17 protein-coding genes and 1 tRNA gene are annotated in these 21,229 nt (G+C 41.7%); 1 reads left to right on the plus strand and 17 read right to left on the minus strand.

Going from position 1 to position 21,229, the window contains the following annotated elements; all coding sequences use genetic code 11:
* Positions 1 to 5: 5 nt before the first annotated feature.
* The 16 genes from JFU56_RS13165 to murJ all read right to left on the minus strand — a co-directional run bounded on the left by JFU56_RS13165 (position 6) and on the right by murJ (position 19,459).
* A tRNA-Ser gene (locus JFU56_RS13165) sits at positions 6 to 97 on the minus strand.
* A gap of 202 nt (positions 98 to 299) precedes the next feature.
* Positions 300 to 491, minus strand: a complete 192-nt coding sequence (gene csrA / locus JFU56_RS13170) for a carbon storage regulator CsrA (protein WP_006033372.1) — start codon at positions 489 to 491, stop codon at positions 300 to 302.
* Positions 492 to 610: 119 nt separating this feature from the next.
* Positions 611 to 1,834 carry an aspartate kinase gene (locus JFU56_RS13175; protein ID WP_198437763.1) on the minus strand — a complete coding sequence of 408 codons (1,224 nt, stop codon included), beginning with the start codon at positions 1,832 to 1,834 and terminating at the stop codon, positions 611 to 613.
* Positions 1,835 to 1,989: 155 nt separating this feature from the next.
* Positions 1,990 to 4,611, minus strand: a complete 2,622-nt coding sequence (gene alaS, locus JFU56_RS13180) for an alanine--tRNA ligase (protein WP_198437764.1) — start codon at positions 4,609 to 4,611, stop codon at positions 1,990 to 1,992.
* A 262-nt stretch (positions 4,612 to 4,873) separates the two neighbouring features.
* Positions 4,874 to 5,212, minus strand: coding sequence for a nitrogen regulatory protein P-II (glnB, locus tag JFU56_RS13185; RefSeq protein ID WP_019442300.1), 339 nt, complete (start codon positions 5,210 to 5,212; stop codon positions 4,874 to 4,876).
* A 115-nt stretch (positions 5,213 to 5,327) separates the two neighbouring features.
* Entirely contained in the window at positions 5,328 to 5,756 is a 429-nt protein-coding gene (locus JFU56_RS13190) for a type IV pilin protein (protein WP_198437765.1), read from the minus strand.
* A complete protein-coding gene (locus tag JFU56_RS13195; protein WP_198437766.1) occupies positions 5,756 to 9,700 on the minus strand; it encodes a pilus assembly protein in 3,945 nt (1,314 codons plus the stop codon). Before JFU56_RS13195 ends, JFU56_RS13190 begins: the two co-directional genes overlap by 1 nt.
* Positions 9,701 to 9,710: 10 nt before the next feature.
* Positions 9,711 to 10,151 (minus strand): hypothetical protein, encoded by a 441-nt coding sequence (locus JFU56_RS13200; RefSeq protein ID WP_198437767.1) that lies wholly within the window; start codon positions 10,149 to 10,151, stop codon positions 9,711 to 9,713.
* Entirely contained in the window at positions 10,148 to 11,146 is a 999-nt protein-coding gene (locus JFU56_RS13205) for a PilW family protein (protein WP_198437768.1), read from the minus strand. The genes JFU56_RS13200 and JFU56_RS13205 overlap by 4 nt, the downstream gene beginning before the upstream one ends.
* Entirely contained in the window at positions 11,143 to 11,604 is a 462-nt protein-coding gene (gene pilV / locus JFU56_RS13210) for a type IV pilus modification protein PilV (protein WP_198437769.1), read from the minus strand. Before pilV ends, JFU56_RS13205 begins: the two co-directional genes overlap by 4 nt.
* A gap of 244 nt (positions 11,605 to 11,848) precedes the next feature.
* Positions 11,849 to 12,793, minus strand: a complete 945-nt coding sequence (gene ispH, locus JFU56_RS13215; RefSeq protein WP_198437770.1) for a 4-hydroxy-3-methylbut-2-enyl diphosphate reductase — start codon at positions 12,791 to 12,793, stop codon at positions 11,849 to 11,851.
* 12 nt (positions 12,794 to 12,805) lie between these two features.
* Positions 12,806 to 13,252: an FKBP-type peptidyl-prolyl cis-trans isomerase gene (gene fkpB, locus JFU56_RS13220; RefSeq protein ID WP_019442307.1), complete on the minus strand. Its 447-nt coding sequence runs from the start codon at positions 13,250 to 13,252 to the stop codon at positions 12,806 to 12,808.
* Positions 13,242 to 13,754 carry a signal peptidase II gene (gene lspA / locus JFU56_RS13225; RefSeq protein ID WP_198437771.1) on the minus strand — a complete coding sequence of 171 codons (513 nt, stop codon included), beginning with the start codon at positions 13,752 to 13,754 and terminating at the stop codon, positions 13,242 to 13,244. The genes fkpB and lspA overlap by 11 nt, the downstream gene beginning before the upstream one ends.
* A 286-nt stretch (positions 13,755 to 14,040) precedes the next feature.
* Entirely contained in the window at positions 14,041 to 16,860 is a 2,820-nt protein-coding gene (gene ileS, locus JFU56_RS13230; RefSeq protein ID WP_198437772.1) for an isoleucine--tRNA ligase, read from the minus strand.
* A gap of 33 nt (positions 16,861 to 16,893) precedes the next feature.
* Positions 16,894 to 17,826 carry a bifunctional riboflavin kinase/FAD synthetase gene (gene ribF / locus JFU56_RS13235; protein ID WP_198437773.1) on the minus strand — a complete coding sequence of 311 codons (933 nt, stop codon included), beginning with the start codon at positions 17,824 to 17,826 and terminating at the stop codon, positions 16,894 to 16,896.
* A gap of 73 nt (positions 17,827 to 17,899) precedes the next feature.
* Positions 17,900 to 19,459 (minus strand): murein biosynthesis integral membrane protein MurJ, encoded by a 1,560-nt coding sequence (gene murJ / locus JFU56_RS13240; RefSeq protein ID WP_198437774.1) that lies wholly within the window; start codon positions 19,457 to 19,459, stop codon positions 17,900 to 17,902.
* A gap of 199 nt (positions 19,460 to 19,658) precedes the next feature.
* On the opposite strand from murJ, the gene rpsT reads away from it, so the two are divergent.
* Positions 19,659 to 19,919 carry a 30S ribosomal protein S20 gene (gene rpsT / locus JFU56_RS13245; RefSeq protein ID WP_019442312.1) on the plus strand — a complete coding sequence of 87 codons (261 nt, stop codon included), beginning with the start codon at positions 19,659 to 19,661 and terminating at the stop codon, positions 19,917 to 19,919.
* A gap of 94 nt (positions 19,920 to 20,013) precedes the next feature.
* On the opposite strand, the gene nhaA is transcribed toward rpsT, so the two are convergent.
* The gene (gene nhaA, locus JFU56_RS13250; protein ID WP_198437775.1) at positions 20,014 to 21,225 is read right to left on the minus strand and encodes a Na+/H+ antiporter NhaA; all 1,212 of its coding nucleotides are present in this window, start codon (positions 21,223 to 21,225) and stop codon (positions 20,014 to 20,016) included.
* Positions 21,226 to 21,229 lie beyond the last annotated feature (4 nt).

The raw sequence follows: 21,229 nt of genomic DNA on the forward strand, positions 1-21,229 counted from the left end.
AACAATGGCGGAGAGGGAGGGATTCGAACCCTCGATGGGATTTAAAGCCCATACTCCCTTAGCAGGGGAGCGCCTTCGGCCACTCGGCCACCTCTCCGTGTTGTTGGCGCTCATAATACGGATACTGAAAAATAAGTCAAACGTTAATTATCTACAGATCAATAACTGTTTAAGTTTCAAACAACAAACCTACTATTGCAGCAAAAACGGGATTAAAGTCCCAAAACACTAAAAAAACAGATAAAAAAAGGGCTTAGCTGTCGCTAAACCCAATCTGTAATAACTTTCATTATTTTAATTTAGAAGTTGCCTTCAGGGCTTTCGCCTTTTTCTGCTTGAATTCGCATGTAGATCTCTTCACGGTGAACAGATACTTCTTTAGGCGCATTAACACCGATACGAACTTGATTCCCTTTCACACCTAGAACGGTAACTGTAACTTCATCACCAATCATAAGTGTTTCGCCAACTCGGCGTGTCAATATTAGCATTAATATATTCCTCAACTAATTCATTATATTTTGTTAAGCCGCTTATTATTCTATTAAAAGCTTCAATGTAAAACAAGAAAAGAATAAATAAGACTTAATTTGTTGTTTATTCACTCAGTTTAAGCAACATCCAAGTTGAATGCAGCGTGCAATGCACGAACACCCAGCTCTAAATATTTTTCATCAACGATCACTGAGATCTTAATTTCAGAGGTAGAAATCAACTGCATGTTGATTCCTTCATTGCCCAACACTTCAAACATTGTTTTAGCAACGCCAGGATGATTCCACATTCCGACACCTACAATAGAAATTTTAGCAATACGATCGTTACCTTGCACATTTTTTCCAGATAATTCTTCGCAGGTCTTTTCCAACAGTGCTTTCGCAGTTTGGTAATCATCACGATGAACTGTAAAGGTAAAATCAACAAGGCCGTCTTTACCGTGGGCATTTTGAACGATAACGTCAACATCAATGCCTGCATCGCCAATTGGCGTAAGGATATTTGCTGCGACTAAAGGCTCATCAGGGATACCTGATATTGTTAAACTTGCTTCATCGCGATTAAACGCAATGCCAGATATGATTGCTGATTCCATTTTTTTTACGTCCTCGTAAGTAATCAATGTCCCTTCACCCTCTTCAAATGAAGATAGTACACGTAAAGGTACATTGTATTTCCCTGCAAACTCGACTGAACGAATTTGTAAAACTTTGGCACCTAAGCTCGCCATTTCAAGCATCTCTTCAAAAGTGATGCAATCTAATTTCCGTGCGCGCGGTTCAACCCGAGGGTCGGTGGTATAAACGCCATTTACGTCAGTATAAATCTGACATTCATCAGCTTTCAGTACAGCAGCAATTGCCACTGCTGTCGTGTCCGAGCCGCCACGGCCCAACGTTGTGATGTTATTATCTTCATCACGCCCTTGGAAACCGGCGACGACGACCACTTTACCTTCATCTAGATGACGTTGTAAGTTGTCTGTTTCAACTGTCTTGATGCGAGCCTTACCATGGCTGTTATCCGTTTTCATTTGAACCTGGTCACCTGTCATTGATATCGCATCGACACCTGCTTTTTGCAGGGCAATGGTTAACAATGCAATCGTCACCTGTTCACCAGTTGAAATTAATACATCCATTTCTCTGCGGTCTGCATGCTCATCGAGCTCTTTCGCCATGCCAAGTAAACGATTTGTTTCCCCAGACATTGCAGATACAACCACAACTATTTGATTTCCCTGTTCACGAGATTTTCTCACTCGCTGAGCAACAGCTTCGATTCGCTCAATAGAGCCAACAGAAGTGCCACCATATTTTTGTACATACAACGCCACAACAAACTTCCTTTAATAACCTTTAATCTATCACCGCCTGTGTTCAGAACGCATCGCTGGTTAGCCAACAACTTGCCATAACACTGTTTATTTAAACTTAGTGAGTACCAATTAAGTTACCCACTAATATACTGATTTATTATTTCGATTACTGCTTATAGTTTTTCAGTTAACCAAGGCGTTACTGACTCAAGAGCGCCAGCAAGTGCTTCAGGGTTTGAACCACCCGCCTGTGCCATATCAGGACGACCACCGCCTTTACCGCCAACCTGAACAGCAAGGAAGCTCACTAGCTCACCCGCTTTCACTTTGCCGATTAAGTCTTTAGTCACACCCGTAATTAAGTTAACTTTCCCTTCACCTGGAATACCAAGCACAATAATACCGCTTTGCAGTTTGTTCTTCAGTTCATCCATCGAGCTACGTAACGACTTAGGATCTGCACCTTTTAGGTTAGCAACAAGTACTTTAACACCGTTAATCACTTGTACCTGGTCGATCAAGTTAGCATTCGCAGCACTTGCTACTTGTACGTTTAACTTTTCAACTTCTTTTTCTAGGCTACGATTACGGTCTAATACTTGGCCAACTTTCGCTGCCAATGTATTTTGATCCGCTTTCACTAAACTTGCAGTTTCTTGCATTTTAGCTACAAGGTCATGCACATATGCGAGTGCAGAATCACCCGTTACCGCTTCAACACGGCGTACACCGGCAGCAATACCACTCTCAGATAAGATCTTGAAGAAACCAATATCACCAGTACGCTTAACATGCGTACCACCACATAATTCGATTGAGAAGTCACCCATGCGAACGACACGTACTTCGTCATCGTACTTCTCGCCGAACAATGCCATTGCACCCGCTTCACGCGCGGCATCAATATCCATCACTTCAGTCACAACTTCGTGGTTAGCACGAATTTGCGCATTAACAAGGCGTTCAACTTCAAGTAGTTGTGCCGCAGTCACGCCTTCAAAGTGTGAGAAATCGAAACGTAAACGTTCAGGTAATACGAGTGAACCTTTCTGTTGTACATTTTCACCAACAACTTTACGTAACGCAGCGTGTGCTAAGTGAGTTACTGAGTGGTTAAGGCCAATCGCTTTACGGCGACTAACATCAACATCGGCGATAACTTGGTTATTCACTTCGATAACACCTGAAACAGTACCAAAGTGAACAACTGCGTTGCCCGCTTTTTTAGTATCAGTAACAGTAAACACCGCATCACCAATTTTAATCACACCTTGGTCACCTGATTGGCCACCCGCTTCCGCGTAAAATGGTGTTTTATTTAAAACGATAGCACCTGCTTGACCATCATTTAAGATTTCAACTTCAGCATTATCTCTGATTAATGCCACAATTTGCGCATCAGATGTTAGCGTTTGATAACCTAAAAATTCAGTGTTCGCATCGATTTTTAACATGTCGTTATAATCAGTACCAAAGTTAGAACCTTGGCGAGCACGATTACGCTGTTCTTCCATCGCTGCTTTAAAGCCGTCTTCATCAATCGTTAACTCACGTTCACGGGCGATGTCAGCGGTTAAATCTGATGGGAAACCATAAGTGTCATATAGTTTAAATACCACATCACCTGGAACAACAGTACCGTCTAGTTGTGACAGTTCGTTGTCTAGAATGTTCAGACCACGTTCTAGCGTTTTACCAAATTGCTCTTCTTCGATAAGTAAGATTTTTTCAACAATCGCTTGTTGTTTTACTAAATCGTCAGAAATGTCGCCCATCAGCTCAACCATCTTAGCAACAAGTTTGTTGAAGAATGGGCCTTTAGCGCCTAGCTTATTACCGTGACGAACTGCACGACGGATAATACGACGTAGTACATAACCACGACCTTCATTTGATGGCATCACACCGTCAGAGATCAGGAAGCTACACGCACGAATGTGATCGGCGATTACGCGCAGTGATTTGCTTTCTAAATCAGTCGTACCGATAAGCTCAGCAACGTGCTTAATTAAGCTTTGGAAGATATCGATTTCATAGTTTGAGTGTACGTTTTGCATAATTGCAGAAATACGCTCAAGACCCATACCGGTATCAACAGATGGTTTTGGTAGCTCAAGCATAGTACCGTCCGCTTGACGGTTGAACTGCATGAATACTAAGTTCCAGATCTCGATGAAACGGTCACCATCTTCTTCCGGAGAACCCGGTACCCCCCCCCAAATGTCTTCGCCGTGATCGTAGAAGATTTCAGAGCATGGACCACAAGGACCTGTATCCCCCATTGACCAGAAGTTGTCTGATTCAAATTTCTTCTCTGGTGATTTATCACCAATACGGATAATTTTATCTTCTGGCACGCCGACTTTGTCAGCCCAGAATGAAAATGCTTCATCATCGCTTTCGTAAACGGTAACCAGTAATTTTTCTTTTGGTAGTTTCAATTCTTTGGTTAAGAATTCCCATGCAAATAAGATCGCATCTTCTTTAAAGTAATCACCGAAGCTGAAGTTACCTAACATTTCAAAGAATGTATGGTGACGCGCTGTATAACCTACGTTATCTAAGTCATTGTGCTTACCACCAGCACGAACACAACGTTGAGACGTCGTTGCACGCGTATATGAACGTTGTTCTGCACCAAGGAATACATCTTTAAATTGGTTCATGCCCGCATTTGTAAATAACAAAGTTGGATCATTAGCAGGAACAAGTGAGCTACTTGTACCTTTGTTGTGCCCTTTACTGGCAAAATAATCAAGAAACGCGTTGCGGATCTCAGCTGTAGACATTGTCATGGAATTGTCCTGGGTGCTTGAATTATGAGCGATTGTTTAGATTAAATAATATAAACGGATCTGTTAATGAAGTGATTATACCCAAACCGCGTCAAAATGCTAACTCAGAGAGGTGCTTGAACCATGATTTTGTGTGTGTTAATCATTCAGAACTACTGCGCTATATAAGCTAAAAACTAAGCTAAAAAAAAACACCTAACATAAATGTTCAGTGTTTTTGTGTAATCATTAAATTATCAGAGACTCATCTCATTGATAATTATCAAATAGCTTCTTCGTTTTCTTCGCCAGTACGAATACGAATTACGCGTTCAACGGCTGTAACAAAGATCTTACCATCACCGATTTTACCTGTGTGCGCCGTTTCAACGATAGATTCGATACATGCATCAACGTCATCGTCTTGCACGATAAGATCAAGTTTTACTTTAGGTAAAAAGTCCACCATGTATTCAGCACCACGATAAAGCTCTGTATGACCTTTTTGACGGCCAAAACCTTTCACTTCAGATACAGTCATACCTGTGATACCAATTTCGGCAAGCGCTTCGCGTACATCGTCCAGTTTAAACGGTTTAATAATCGCTTCAATTTTTTTCATTGTCAGTCCCTGTTTGCCCCTAAATATAACTCTTAGCATACCTAAGCAAATTCAAATTGCCAATCAGACCGGCAATAAATCGATGAAATAGCTAAACTTAGTGCTTAACGCTGCCTTACCAGCAATCGCTTGTCTCAGTTTCAGCGCTATTCATCGATACAGTCGTGCCAAGATGATTGATAGTAAAAAAAGTGCAATCAGTATCAGTAGCCTGGGCACTTGATGCTTGTACTGTCGCAATTAACGTATAAGAGCCAACCCCAACACTCGAGTCAAGAGTAAAAGTATAGTAGTCACTATTATTATTCCAGCCCGATAATGTGTTTACTGCGCCACTGGTTAATGATGTCGCATACTGACCATTATCTAAATAAAATTGCTCTTGTAATAACTGTGCTTTATACAAGGCTGTTTTCGCATCATTACGATTATTATTGATAATATAAGCACTGTAAGAAGGATAACCAATACCCGCTAGAATACCGACAATCGCCACGACGATCATCAACTCGACCAAGGTAAAACCAGTTTGTTTAGTTGTCATTATTGCACCGCCTCATTGAAATAGCGGTAGATAGGGCGCGGACTCAACGTAACCTCAGTATCGATAGTACCCGTAGAGGTTGAGACGCCTTCAAGGGTGTTACGATCTCCCTTTCCTGCTCCTAATAAGCGTAGTAAAGGTGCATTATAGCTATTGTTTTCGGAATGGATCGACAGATCTTTGGCAATCACATTTTCTAATTTTTTATACGTTTTAAGTTCTCCAGTATTTAAGTTCACTTGATAAAAGTGACTATTTCCTGTTTGTGCAAGTAAACACTCCAAGCCATTATTAACAACAACTGTACTACTAAATGGACTATAACTATTAAAGTTAACAACACCATCAATGACGACTGCATTTCCTAAAATTTTCTGGCCTTTATCTTTAGTTAAGTGATAAGCCCAGCCAGCATCATTGGAATCAGTAACGACGTCAGGGTCGACCAGAGTTAAATCATCAAATTGGAGCGGAGTTTCACGTACTTTTGCAGCAACAGAATAGATTGATGGGTCGACCTCGCCACTTGCTACCCATACCACAGGCGTTAAATCAAGATCCTTAATATTGAACATATAATCTTCTGTGACTTTATTCGAATTAGGATGGGTAATGTCTCCACTTCCTATTAGCAGACCATCATAAGCTCGTCTATTTTGATTTACAGCTCTCACAATCGATGGTGCAGTGAAGAATCGGCGATCAGAAGCTCCAATCTGTTTATCTCCCAACTGTGCAATCAACCTTAATGACCACCCTCCAGTATCTACTGTTGTCTTGTCATGACCTGAATAAGTATTAGGTGTATCGATACGATAAATATTTCCCCCTGTATCAGCAGCATAAATACGATCTAAATATCCATCGCCATCACTATCAAGTACCGATAATTTACTGGCGATACTATCAGTAATACAATCCCACTGGGCTTCATCACACTCTTCACTGAAAACGAATGAACTAACAACGGATTTATCTTTAATATCCACGATGTAAACACCACGACCAAGGGTGTCACCGCACACTGTACTACCATTTATTCCGCAATTATCTTTGCCGATATCATAGCCGCCACCAAAAATTAAGACTGGATTTGAGTTCAATTCATGCTCAAACCCTCTGTAAACTTTAGTGACTGTTGGTACTGACCATGTTTGCCCTAACTTTGCAAAATCACCAGTGCCGGTATTCTTCATAATCCAATGAAGCGTTAGTTTCTCTGTCGACCCAGATATAAGTCCCTTATCAACATTAAAGGAATAGTAAGCACTGCCGCCCCTTCTAAGGCCAAAGGTAATTATATGTTTTGAGTCACCATATTCAGCATCTACAGCAGTGCTATCAACACCATAAACACGATCTGCTATTGTCGAATCATAGCGTAGGGAGATTGCGCTTTTAAGTAAGTCTACAGGGATAAAAGCCCACTCCTCTTCAACGGCATTGCCATTATCTTTAAACGCATGGAAGAATCCAGCGTTGGTTCCAATGAAGATTCGCGAAACATCATCATATTTAACAACGAGCGGAGCTGAATGCATGGGATCACCAAAGATATCATCACGGAATGCGGTTCCTGTATCATTCAAACCATTAAGCCACCTAATTGTTGCAGATAAAGCTTCAACATCAACATCTAACAGTGCAGCTAAAGCAATGTTTTGAGCTTCAATAACATCTTCAGAATCAGGTGGCGTAGACGGCGGCGCTGCACTATCTGAATTAATACACGTCCCCGTCTTAACACCCAATACAACTTTCAAGTTATCTAGAGTGATCTCACATAAGACACTGTCACTACCGTTATTTACGTATACTTTTCGTGGTATTGATACATCACGGCGATTAAATGCTTCAACGACGCCACCAACCTCAACGGCATCCAGTCCGGGTGAGTTACTCCAGCCAGAATACAGTCCATCAGCGAAAAAAACACCGTTTGTAGATGAGAGTGCAGGTGTCAAATTAGTACTTGTCGCTAAACTTGCTTGCATGTCCCACGCATTTAACACCCCATTTTCAATCACCAATTTTTTTAAGTTCCCATTCCATTTACTACTTTGAGCAGGTTCAAACATTGTAAAATAAACAGCCTTATCACTTTGAGTCGAATTATTAGCATTTATTGAGGTGGTAACAGTCGCAGTCGTAGACTTTTGCCTAGCGACGATATCGCCCAACACTAATTTAAGTTTTTCTCTTAACTCCGTGGCCGTTTCAGCATTGAAAAACTCACCACCACCTGACTTTGCGGTTTTTTCTAACAAGGCTTTACTACCATCAAGAACGTCAATACCGACTGTGTATGTAGCAATGTGCTGTTTACCATCACTGTCATCACCATTCATGTCATTGTTATAGAGATAATGCGCCAGTTGCGGCAATTTATTCTCAACTTGACAGTCTGATAAGAAACCAAACTTTGATTCCATTGTCGTTTCTACCGTTCTTGCAGCATGTGCGGTATCAGATAGCGATCTAGGATCTGAATCATCAAGCAGTTTTAACTCTGGTTGGTCTGTTAATAATTCAGCTGTTAACGTATCTATTTGCGGATTTGCTTCACCATCATGATTTTGGCAGGTAATAAATCGGTCTGAATCATTATCAGTCTCTTTATATCCAGCGGTGACAATAATGATATAAGCTTCAGTTTGGCAGGTTTTAGTCCAATCAAGTGGGCTTATATACTCTTTTCCCGCTGTTTCTATCGATTTGTCGCGTTTCGGGTAAGGGAAAAATGCCTCATCATCACCAAACCAAACATCCTGACCATATAAATATCGGTACCCTTCATACAGGCTTTCGCATAAAGCAGAGCGCGCATCGGAAGATGTGGTGATCCCTGAAACCTTACTTCTTATTAAACTAACGCTATCCTTATATCCTTGTAAGTTCGCCTTGTAATCTAAGGTATCATAGGACTTAATCCCTGAGATAATACGCCCACCATGATTATCGGCTAGGTCTAATTGTTCAATGACAGTATTATTCAAATTGAAAATTTCCAAACCACTTTTAACTTCCGGTGTTTCAAGCATCACATCCAAAACAACTTTTTTCGCCACATTAAGAAAAGAAAGTTCGATACTATCCGTTCCTGCTTTTTTCAATGCAGCCCAATCCACTAGGTTATCGGAATACAAGTACGCTTGATCTGCGCTACCGCCGCCTGAAAAAGAAAGATCTTTTGCTGGGTTAGAACCATTTTGATAACCGTATGGTATGTTTACGCCATTTTGTGGGTAACCTTGATAGAATGTAGAGTCTTGCAGCCCTGTTTCCTCATCCTCTATAGCAAAGAATGCAGCACCTTCAGCGCCCGGATTATGAGGGTTATTTAAATCCATATCCGTCTTACAGTCGATCTTTGGCGAATTAAGCTCATGCTTTGGACCGATAGTTTCAGACCAGTACTTCGCCCCGATACCAAAAAAACCAATACCTTTCCATTGACGTACATGATCAGAATAAGCACCTAGCTCTCCGCTCATATCAAAAACCGCCGATGAACAATTCATATACTTATACTTACGTTTTTTTTCATCATCAATTATCGGAATTGTCGTAACAAAGTCACTATATAAAACACTATCAGAAGGGCTAATATTATCTTTGGACGCTATTTCAGCTAACGTCTCAAATGATGCAAGGTCTTTAATCTCGTCATAATTACGCCAATAAAAATGTTGACTAGTAAAGCGGTCTTCAAAAAACTTTTCAATGTTATTCGATGCGGGATCAGAGTAATCAATATTAGGATCATAGCGTTCAGGGACTGGGAATGTCGTATTATTATTCATATGTCGCGATGTATCGAGAATAATAAGCACTTGCGGTTTGTTATCAATACTAGCCTCATAGATCTCAGTTTCATCAGCATGCACACTACAACCCAATATAACCGCCAATATGGCACTGGCAGTTTTGAAAATCCTTTTCATTTATCTGTCCTTATTGATTCTGAGCGGCTAAAAATGGCTGCTCTACACCAGCCGTCATAGCTAGCCCCTGAACTCGGCGATTATTATTTTGTGAAAAATCCATTTTCACAAATCGACAACTAATTAAATTTACACTCGACGCTTTAGTACTGCGCTTGCAGTAACCTTCACCACGCTGAGTAAGCCCCACAATAATGTCTGGTGATTGCGTCACACTCAGCGCAGAACTCGCTGTCGACGTTAACTCCATAATGTCATTTATCAAATTAGGGTTTTCCATTACTTCAGTAAAACCACCAAGTATTTCTTGCTCATTTGCTAATTTTTCTTGCGTCAAGCCAATTGCATTCATCCCTAATCGTGTTTCAGTGATCACTGCAGCAGCCAGTGACGTCACAACGACCAGAATAATAATAACAAGAAAAAGGGTAATACCTTGCTGTGCTTTCATCGCGTCACCGCCATCATGTTGTTTCTTATTACCACTGTAGTGGAAAGCAAAAATCGCCTGTAATGATCATCAGCAGTGGGAGTAAAAGGCGCAAACCTGAGATTATAATTAGCGTCATTATTGAATGTCAGGTCCGGGCTGTTTGCTCTGGCTAATACGTGGATACGTGCCGATACTAATTGACTATTACTCCACATAGCAGCCGTTAAATTGACATCACCACTAAGATAATAGATGTCAGCGCCACCATCGCGTGGAGTATCCGTATCCACACCAAATTCGATACGAAGCCCTTCAATATTTCCGACTATCAAGTCATTACTCAGTTCATCGCCCTGACGCGAAAAGCGCGTTAACCGGGGGCCAGCGGTTTCATGTGTTTCGACAAAATAGGTATGATGTAAATAAGGATAAAACTCAGCATTGTCTATATTCGTCGCACCGTTTGGCACCGAGCCTTTAAATAGTTGAGCTTGTTGCGGTGATACCGCTAAATAATAATCCGCTGCTTCCATCCCAGCGACAGTGACTGTATTACCTTGTATGCGCGCTATGGACAGTACATCACTGTTTGCAGCCATACTGTAACCAGCATCATCACTATCATTGATACAATCGGCTTCGGTGAAGGTACCTGCTGATGCCATTTCAACCCAGTTAGCCCATGCAGGTAAACTAAATGTGCCAATAGCGCTGCTACTTGCCTCAATAAACATTGCACAACTGCCAGGAGTCAACGTCAGTGTGTCAGGGGTCTTAATGTCAGTCAGTAATTCCCCAGAAAACTCAGCCCAACTGCCAATACTCCGTACATCTTCGACTAATACCTGTAATGCTAATTGCGCCTGCTGCTGCAAACTCGATACCGCTGATGAACGGTTTACCGACACCTTAGTATCCACAAACATCGTGGTGATTGAGGTCATTAAAACAATACCAACAACAAGCGAAATCATCAGTTCAACTAAATTAAAGCCAGCTTGTGTCACTGTCATATGGCCTCCGAGATCAAACTGGTTAATACCACTTGTCGGCGGTTACTGACTGCCGGATCGATTGCAACACCGCAGGCAGCGCCATTAGCTGCGCCAGATGAGCTTGCTGTATTTTGAACCTGCCAACTCACCGCTATGGTCACAGACTCTGCCACATTACGGCATAAGGCCATGTTATTGATTGAAGCAGAGCTAGCTGCATTGGCGAGAATATCAGTGATAATATCGTCTTGGGTGTCTACAGAACTTGAAGAGGGGTTAATCCAATCTGTATTCGCACGTAATTCTTCCAACGCTGTGCGCGCTAGAAAAGAGGCTTGAATTTGCTTGTCTGTATCTGCTAATGATTTCTTCGCAATCCCTTGCAATGCCACTATGCCAAGCAGGCCTACGGCAAGTATGAATGATGTGATCATCACTTCAATGAGACTGAATCCAGAGTCCTTTCTAGATTGCATAACTAACTCACTTAAATAATTTATACACACGGATGTTACACAAATGTTTAATTTATGTAAACATAATGCATTTTTATTCTGTGAGGAATAACACCCAATAGGTGAAATAGCTGGTTATCATCACGCTGATACTAAAATGGAGGACTGTCGAAACGTATAAGAATTGATATGAGGAAATAAAAGATTGAGTTAAAAATTAACGCTCGTCAAGTCGATGACTAAACGAGCGCCTTAATCATAATGACTAGTTTACTTGCTTGATGCGTAACTCAGCTGGTACTTCAAATGTTGTATTTTCAGGACGACCTGCGACTTCAGTCACCAACTGACCACCACAGGCTTGTAGCTTTTCAACCACCTGATCAATCAGTATCTTAGGTGCTGATGCACCTGCTGTAACACCTATTTTCAGTTTCCCTTCCAGTAGTGCAGGATCGATATCACCGGCATTATCAATCAGGTAAGACGGTACACCGATATTCTCTGACTTTTCACGTAAACGGTTTGAATTCGATGAGTTCTTCGAACCTACAACAAACATAATATCAACCATGTTTGCCAACTTAGATACTGCGTCTTGACGATTTTGCGTCGCATAACAAATATCATCTTTACGTGGTCCGTTGATCTCAGGGAAACGTTCACGTAATGCATCAATGATCTCTGCACAATCATCAACCGATAACGTCGTTTGCGAGCTGTAAGTCAAATTCGTTACGTCTTTAACTTCTAGCGCTGCAACATCTGCAATCGATTCAACCAAATACATACCGCCGTCAGCATTATCATACTGACCCATGGTACCTTCAACTTCAGGATGACCTTTATGACCAATCAATACACATTCAATCCCACGGCGACTAGCACGTGTTACTTCCATGTGTACTTTGGTTACTAATGGGCAAGTGGCATCAAAGACTTTTAAGTCACGGCGCTTAGCTTCAGCTTGCACTGCTTTTGATACACCGTGCGCACTAAAAATAACCACGCGGCCGTCTGGCACTTCATCCAGTTCTTCGACAAAAACAGCACCATTCTCTTTTAAGCTATCCACCACATAACGATTATGTACAACTTCGTGGCGTACATAGACAGGGGTTTCAAACAGCTCAAGTGCACGTTCAACAATGCTAATAGCACGGTCTACACCAGCACAAAAACCTCGAGGATTAGCGAGTAAAATTTCCATCATAAACCTTATTTATTCTGCATTAATTTCTAAAATTTCAACTTCAAACGTCACGACTTGTCCCGCCAACGGATGATTAAAATCGACAGTAACCGAGTCGCCAACCACTTCACGGATCATACCCGGTAATTCAGCGCCATCAGGCTGGGTAAAACCAACAATTAAGCCAACTTCCGCTTTCACTTCAGTAAACTTAGCGCGATCTAAGTAGTAAATATTATCTGGATTAGGTTGTCCGAATGCATCTTCAGGTTGCAGTTCAAACTTATTCTTATCACCAACAGTTAGCCCTAATAAGCAACGCTCAAAGTTAGGCGTTAAGCTACCATCGCCAATCACTAGCTTAGCTGGTTTACCTTGTAACTCAGTGCTATCTGCAACAGAGCCATCAGCTAAAGTAATAGTGAAATGCATAAGTACTTGGCTGTCGTCGCCAATTGTTGCTACGTTAACTGTCATTTGATGATTCCTTGTCATTCTTACTTTCCATAATGGCTTCCAGGATTAGCATCGCGGCACCAATACAGATCCAAGTGTCTGCTAAATTAAAGATTGGGAAATGGCTCTTGTCCCAATACACATGTAAAAAGTCGATTACATAACCATGAATAATACGATCATATAAATTACCTAACGCACCACCTAAAATAAGCGCGTAAGCAATGTTACTCCAATATTTATTGGCGGCTTGCTGCTTAAGCCAATAAATCAATAGACCTGAAACAGAGACGGCAATAACGCCAAAGAACCAACGCTGCCAACCACCAGCATCCGCAAGCATACTAAATGCAGCGCCATAATTACGCGCATAGGTAAAGTTGAAAACAGGCAATACATTGACCGATTCACCGAGTTGGAAATGACTGACAACAAAAGACTTGGTGCCCAAATCAATAATAAATGCCATAACGGCTAACCATAGCCAGATTAGTCCCGTTCTCTTTGTTGTACCTACAGTCATTATTATCCTCTGGTTCGTCAACATGATGACGATAAATAGCATGCAATGGCTAAATTGTTATCATTAGCAATTCAGCATTTTGAAATAGATTGTTAACAATCATATCATTTTATATCGTGGGTTAAGCATTAATCCATAAAAAAATGCCTACTGTATTTGTCCTGGTTAAGCTAACCAGTACACAGTAGGCATTCTATGTGAAAGATAATAACAACTTAATTGCTATTACCCTTCTTTACTCGCATTATACTTACACTCGCAATAAGCGTAATTAATACATTACCGATTAAGCAAATTGACGTTGTTCGCCTTCACCATCGATATTATCTTCACAACGAGCACACAATGTTGGATGTACTTCAGACTGACCAACAGTGTCGTTATGGTGCCAGCAACGCTCGCACTTCTCAGCTTCACTCTTAGCGACGCTGATCCATAAACCTTCAATAGCGCTTGCTTCAACATCAGCTGGTGCTTCAGTTACAGCGACAACGTTAGTGTTTGACGTTAGTAATAGGAAACGTAATTCGTTACCTAACTTACCAAGATCAGCCGCTAACTCTGCAGTAGCATAAAGTGTTACGTCAGCTTGTAGAGAACCACCAACAACAGCGTTGTTACGTGCTACTTCAACAGTCTTGTTCACTTCACTACGCACAGCTTGTAACTTGCTCCAGTAAGCGTTGTTTAGCTCTGCATCGTCTGCAAGTGGCGTTAGACCTGTGTACCATTCTTCCGTAAATACATACTCAGAACGTTCACCCGGCATTGCATTCCAAATTTCGAACGATGTGAAGCTTAAGATAGGCGCAGTCCAACGAACCATCGCTTCTAAGATATGGAACATCGCAGTTTGGCAGCTACGACGGGCAATACCGTCTGACTTAGCTGTGTACTGGCGATCTTTGATGATATCTAAATAGAAGCTACCTAATTCAATTGAACAGAATGTCATTAGCTTTTGCGTTACATTCTGCATTTGGTAGTTTTCGTAATCAGCTAGGATTTCAGTTTGCAGTGCATGTGCACGACCGATAGCCCATTGATCTAATGCCACCATGTCTTCTGCTGCAACCATATCAGTTTCTGGGTTGAAACCTTCAAGGTTAGACAGTAGGAAACGTGCAGTATTACGAATACGGCGGTAAGCGTCAGCGCTGCGATCTAAGATCTCGTCAGAAACTGTCATTTCACCCGTGTAGTCCGTGCTTGCAACCCACCAGCGTAATACATCACCACCTAGGCGGTTCATTACATCTTGTGGCGCCATTACGTTACCGATAGATTTAGACATCTTACGGCCTTTCGCATCAACAACGAAGCCATGTGTTAACACGTCTTTGTAAGGTGCTTTACCGTGAATAGCAGTTGAAATCATTAATGATGATTGGAACCAACCACGATGTTGATCTGAACCTTCAAGGTAAAGATCGATATCAGCGCCGTCGTATTCTTTACGTGCATCAACAACAGAGAAGTGTGTTGAACCCGAATCGAACCATACGTCTAATGTATCAGGTGCTTTCGTATAGTTAACTGCATCGTCACCCAATAAATCAGTAGAATCTAGATCCCACCAAGCTTGAATGCCTTTTTGCTCAACTAAGTTAGCAATATCTTGCATTAACTCAGCAGAACGTGGATGCGGTTCTTGTGTTTCGTTGTGCACGAATAAAGAAATTGGCACACCCCAAGTACGCTGACGAGAAATACACCAGTCAGGACGATTCGTTACCATGCTCTCGATACGCTCTTGACCCCATGAAGGAACCCATTGCACATCTTGAATTTCTTTCATTGCCGCATTACGTAAACCATTTTGTTCCATGCTGATAAACCATTGTGGTGTCGCACGGAAAATGATTGGCGTTTTGTGGCGCCAGCAATGTGGGTAGCTGTGTTTCAGCACCTGGTGGTTTAGTAACGCACCTTTTTCAGTTAGCACTTCAAGTACGCTATCGTTGGCTTTAAATACATGTTGGCCAGCAAATAAAGGCGTATCTTCAAGATAAACACCGTTGTTACCAACAGGGTTTGCAATTTCTAGATTATAACGTAGACCAGCCACGTAATCTTCTTGACCGTGACCCGGAGCAGTATGCACAACACCTGTGCCCGCTTCAGTCGTTACGTGATCAGCTAAAATAGCTGGTACATCGAAATCGTAGAATGGGTGGTTAAAGCGTAAGTTTTCTAGTGCAGCACCAGTACAAGTACCGAGCGTCGTGAAGCTTTCTGGTGCAAATGCAGCCATGCAAGATTCAACTAAGTCTGTTGCTAGAATTAACTGTTGTGAACCCGTTTCAGTTACCATGTTAACTAATGAGTATTCTACTCTTTCAGCTAGTGCAACCGCGCGGTTAGCAGGTAATGTCCAAGGTGTAGTAGTCCAGATAACAGTTGACACTAAACCTTCAACATCGCTACCGAATACCGCTTTCACAGCCGCTTGATCTTGTGCAGTAAAACGCACGTAGATAGCAGGTGATTTCTTATCTTCGTATTCTACTTCTGCTTCAGCAAGTGCAGAACCACAGTCTGTACACCAATGAACAGGTTTAGAACCTTTTTGTAAGTGACCGTTTTCAACGATTTTACCTAAAGCGCGGATAATGTTTGCTTCAGTGCTGAAATCCATTGTTAGGTACGGATTCTGCCAATCGCCTAATACGCCCAGACGGATAAAGTCTTGGCGCTGACCGTTAACTTGTTTTGTCGCGTATTTACGACATTCTTCGCGAAACTGTGCAGCCGTTACTTTCCGACCCGGTTTGCCCACTTTCTTTTCTACCATTAATTCAATTGGTAGACCGTGACAATCCCAACCTGGAATGTAAGGTGCGTCGAATCCAGACAAGCCTTTGGCTTTAATAATAACGTCTTTTAGGATCTTGTTAACTGAGTGACCAATGTGAATGTTACCATTCGCATAAGGAGGGCCATCGTGCAAAATAAAGGTTTTTTTACCTTTTTTAGCAGCACGGATTTTTCCGTATAAATCATCAGTCGTCCACTGCTTCAACATATTTGGTTCGCGGTTCGCTAAATTAGCGCGCATTGCGAAGCCAGTTTTTGGCAGGTTCAGCGTTTTTTTATATTCGCTCATGTATCCTAATTCCGTTATTGGTATTATTAAAAATTAAACTGACAGGCCAAAAAAGGTTTTGGCTGCAATGACATCTCGTTCTATTTGTTGGCGAAGTACATCAAAGGATGCAAATTTCTGTTCACCACGTAATCTCTTTTTCAGGACAACCTCAAGCTGTTTGCCGTACAGGTCACCATCAAAATTAAATAAATTCACTTCCAGTTGGGTACGTATGCCGCCAACTGTAGGTCGCTTACCTATGTTGGCAACGCCCTGGATAGCATTATCGCTGATACCTAACACTTCAACTACATACACGCCATTAATAGGGTCTACGCAGCGTTTTAACGGTATATTCGCGGTTGGAAAGCCGATAGTTCGTCCGAGTTTAGCCCCGTGAGCAACCTTACCAAAAATACTAAATGGTCGGCCTAATAACGCACAGGCTAAATCGAGGTTATCTTGTGCTAATGCTTCACGGATCATGGTACTACTCACGCGTGCTTGCGCAACGCTAAACGTATCCATACTCACCACGTCAAAGCCATACTTAGCACCGGCTGCTTGCAACATAGCAAAGTCACCCGTACGTTTATGGCCAAAACGAAAATCATCACCAACAACTAAATATTTAACGCCTAATTTATTCACTAACAACTGAGTGATAAATTCATCCGCAGACAGCGCTGCGAATTTGCTATTAAAGTTAACACATAATAACTGGTCAATATTTTGATCTTTTAACGCTGCATACTTATCACGTAAACGTGTTAATCGCGCAGGCGCTTTGTCGCCAATGATCATCTCTAGTGGCTGCGGTTCAAATGTCATCACCGTTGCTGGCAAATTCAATTGTTTCGCTTTTTCGATTAACTGTCGTAATACCGATTGGTGCCCGAGATGAACGCCATCAAAGTTACCGATAGTTAAAACACACCCTTGATGGTGTGGCTTCAAATTGTGAATGCCTCGAATCAGCTCCATGTCTTTGCCAACTATTCCACTAAAACGACAAATTATAACTTAGTCAACGCACACGGTCAGCAACAATTTGTACTCAGTCAGTAATTTTAAAATGTCGCGGACGTAAACCAAGTACCAATAACGCCATAAAATAGCTTATTGCCGCTAAGCCAATTAATCCTAACAGGCATAAACCACTGTCTAATAATCCCCAAGCATACCATTGCTCTATATCGGGGGTAACAGCGTAAATTAAGCCAGCCATGGAGCCAGCAGACAGGAATAACTTGATAATCACTTTAGCAGTATCGGCATTAACCTTATACACCCCCTCTTTATGCAGTCCCCAATAGAGCAGTCCTGCATTCAAGGTCGCAGAACCCGCCGTTGCGAGTGCTAAACCAACATAGCCAAACGGGATCGCGAGGATGATATTGAATCCCATATTACTGATCATGGCGATAATGCCGAATTTAACCGGTGTACGAGTATCTTGGCGCGCATAGTAGCCCGGAGCAAGTACTTTAATAAGCATGAAACTAAGTAATCCTGAGCCATATGCCATTAAACTCATCGATGCCATCGATACATCATCCGCGCCAAATTCGCCACGCATAAACAGTACTTTAAGCATAGGGCCTGCGAGCACAATCATGCCCATCATCGCGGGGGTACCAAGCAGTAAAACCACTCTTACCCCCCAATCCATCGTCTGCTTAAACTGTGTGTTAGACTTTGCTGAATGGGTACGTGATAATGCAGGTAAGATCACCGTCGCAATCGCAATACCAAATAACCCCAACGGGAATTCCAATAATCGGTCTGAGTAGTACAACCAACTAATCGAACCTGTCATTAAAAATGAAGCAATAAATGTATCAAACAATAAATTAATTTGGCTTACTGACACACCAAACATCGCCGGTATCATTAATTTTCTAATTTTAGTCACACCAGGATCACGCCAACCCCAACGTGGTTTGACTAACATTTTCTGTTTTGCTAAAAATGGAATTTGGAATAAAAACTGAATAGCGCCACCGATAAATACACCAATAGCAAGACCGACTTCAGGTTGCTCTAGAGTCGGAGAAATGAACAATGCCGCACCGATAATAGCGATATTTAAAAATACCGGAGTAAAGGCCGCTACAGCAAATTTACCCAAAGTGTTCAAAATTGCACCAGATAATGCGGTAAAAGTAATAAACCACAAATAAGGAAAAGTAATTTTCAACATAAATGATGCTAGTTCAAACTTGTGTGCATCCGGCCCATCATTAAGCCAATCAACAAACCAACCCGCACCAAATAAAATAGTGATCAACGGGGAGCCAATTACCCCAAATAAGGTAACAATTGTCACTAATACCCCTAATGTGCCGGAGACAGAGGCGATTAATTGTCTTACCTTCTCTTTATCACCAGTTTGTTGATATTCGGTCAAAACTGGCACAAAAGCCTGTGCAAATGCACCTTCAGCAAACAAGCGTCGTAAGAAATTGGGGATTTTGTTGGCGAAGAAGAAAACATCGGCTGCAGCACCCGCGCCCATCAAGTTTGCAACGATAACATCTCGAACCAGTCCTAAAATACGTGAGATCATGGTCATCGAACTGACGATAAGACCAGATTTTATTAATTTATTACTCAAGAAATACCTTTTATGTCAATCAAGCCCTGTTCGTGAGCCGCATTTGCTGCTAAAATATGTCCCACATCTTAACTGTCATTGCAGTTAGTTGCCAATATTTTGCCTGTTATTTACACAAAAATATTGACAAATTTCGTTAGGCAAGGCATATTCCTCGCCTTTATAAAATTAACGTCTTTAGACATTTAGGAGTAGGACCTTGGCTAATATCAAGTCTGCTAAAAAACGCGCAATTCAATCTGAAAAACGCCGTAAGCACAACACTTCACGCCGTTCAATGATGCGTACACTAACTAAAAAAATTATCGTAGCTATCGCTGCTGGTAATAAAGAAGAAGCGACTGCTGCATTTGTTGCTGCACAACCGATTCTAGATCGTATGGCTTGTAAAGGCCTGATCCACGCAAACAAAGCTGCTCGTATTAAGAGCCGTCTTTCTGCAAAGATCAAAGCACTTTAATTATTGCTTAATATGATAATGAAAAAACCAGCTTCGGCTGGTTTTTTTATATCTGAAAAATGAGTAATCAGGTTCTAACCTGTCATACCCGCTACTAGCCTACCGCCTTTTCTTTTATATCCACATCATTTTTAGCCGTTGTTGCACACGCCAGTAAGTAATAACCAAACACTGCTGCCAACGTAGAGCCAATTAATATCCCCAAACGCGCCAAGTCAGCCATCACCGGATCGGTAAACGCTAATGATGTGATGAACATCGACATCGTAAAGCCAATACCACACAGCACTGATACCGCGAAAACCTGTTTAAAGTTAACCCCTTCAGGTAATGTCGCAATTTTAAATTTCACCGCTAACCAGCTAATCGTAAAGATGCCTAAAGGTTTACCAATAAATAGCCCTAGTGCCACTCCGATAGGTAGTGCAGATGTTATATCACTGAGTTGTATATTGGTTAACGAAACGCCAGCATTAGCAAAGGCGAACAAAGGTAAAATGTAATACTTAGTCCAAGGATGTAACCAACGCGCTAATGTTTTGGCTGGTGAATGCGGATTTTCGACATCATCTTTATTATCTTTACGGTACATCGGAATAGCAAAACCAATCACAACTCCTGCCAGCGTCGCATGTACGCCTGATTTTAATACCGCGACCCATAGCAAGGCGCCAACGATCAAATACGGCGTTAAACTCATCACATTATAACGATGCATCAGCCACAACACGCTAATGCAAGCACACGCGAGGGTCAGTGAGAGTACCGACATATCTGCGGTATAAAATAAAGCGATGATAATGATCACGCCTAAATCATCCATAATAGCCAATGCCAGTAAGAATATTTTTAAATTAACTGGTACCCGTTTTCCCAATAACGATAATACGCCTAACGCAAACGCAATATCCGTAGCGGCAGGAATTGCCCAGCCTTTTACAGCCTCGGGATCAGCACCATTAAAGCTTAAATACACCAATGCCGGTGCAAACATACCACCAGCGGCAGCAATGATAGGAAACAGTGATTTTTTACGACTCGCCAGCGCCCCTTCAACCAATTCTTGCTTTACTTCAAGCCCGATTAATAAGAAAAATACCGCCATCAAGCCATCATTAATCCAATGGCTGAATGACTTATTAATATCAATATCAGCGACTCGTACTTGCATTTCGGTATGTAAAAAACTCAGATACAACTCTGAGAATGGCGAGTTAGCCACGATCATCGCTAATACGGCCGCGATAATCAGTAATACGCCACCTGATGACTCAGTGCGTAAGAATTGCGTTAACGATTTATACAAATCA

The sequence above is a fragment of the Moritella sp. F3 genome, assembly GCF_015082335.1.
GTDB lineage: Bacteria > Pseudomonadota > Gammaproteobacteria > Enterobacterales > Moritellaceae > Moritella.

Bases quoted from the DNA above. Each gene is read 5' to 3' on its own strand.
- csrA (WP_006033372.1), bottom strand. From the start codon at position 491: ATGCTAATATTGACACGCCGAGTTGGCGAAACACTTATGATTGGTGAT.
- alaS (WP_198437764.1), bottom strand. From the start codon at position 4,611: ATGACAATGTCTACAGCTGAGATCCGCAACGCGTTTCTTGATTATTTT.
- glnB (WP_019442300.1), bottom strand. From the start codon at position 5,212: ATGAAAAAAATTGAAGCGATTATTAAACCGTTTAAACTGGACGATGTA.
- JFU56_RS13190 (WP_198437765.1), bottom strand. From the start codon at position 5,756: ATGACAACTAAACAAACTGGTTTTACCTTGGTCGAGTTGATGATCGTC.
- JFU56_RS13195 (WP_198437766.1), bottom strand. From the start codon at position 9,700: ATGAAAAGGATTTTCAAAACTGCCAGTGCCATATTGGCGGTTATATTG.
- JFU56_RS13200 (WP_198437767.1), bottom strand. From the start codon at position 10,151: ATGAAAGCACAGCAAGGTATTACCCTTTTTCTTGTTATTATTATTCTG.
- JFU56_RS13205 (WP_198437768.1), bottom strand. From the start codon at position 11,146: ATGACAGTGACACAAGCTGGCTTTAATTTAGTTGAACTGATGATTTCG.
- pilV (WP_198437769.1), bottom strand. From the start codon at position 11,604: ATGCAATCTAGAAAGGACTCTGGATTCAGTCTCATTGAAGTGATGATC.
- ispH (WP_198437770.1), bottom strand. From the start codon at position 12,793: ATGGAAATTTTACTCGCTAATCCTCGAGGTTTTTGTGCTGGTGTAGAC.
- fkpB (WP_019442307.1), bottom strand. From the start codon at position 13,252: ATGACAGTTAACGTAGCAACAATTGGCGACGACAGCCAAGTACTTATG.
- lspA (WP_198437771.1), bottom strand. From the start codon at position 13,754: ATGACTGTAGGTACAACAAAGAGAACGGGACTAATCTGGCTATGGTTA.
- ileS (WP_198437772.1), bottom strand. From the start codon at position 16,860: ATGAGCGAATATAAAAAAACGCTGAACCTGCCAAAAACTGGCTTCGCA.
- ribF (WP_198437773.1), bottom strand. From the start codon at position 17,826: ATGGAGCTGATTCGAGGCATTCACAATTTGAAGCCACACCATCAAGGG.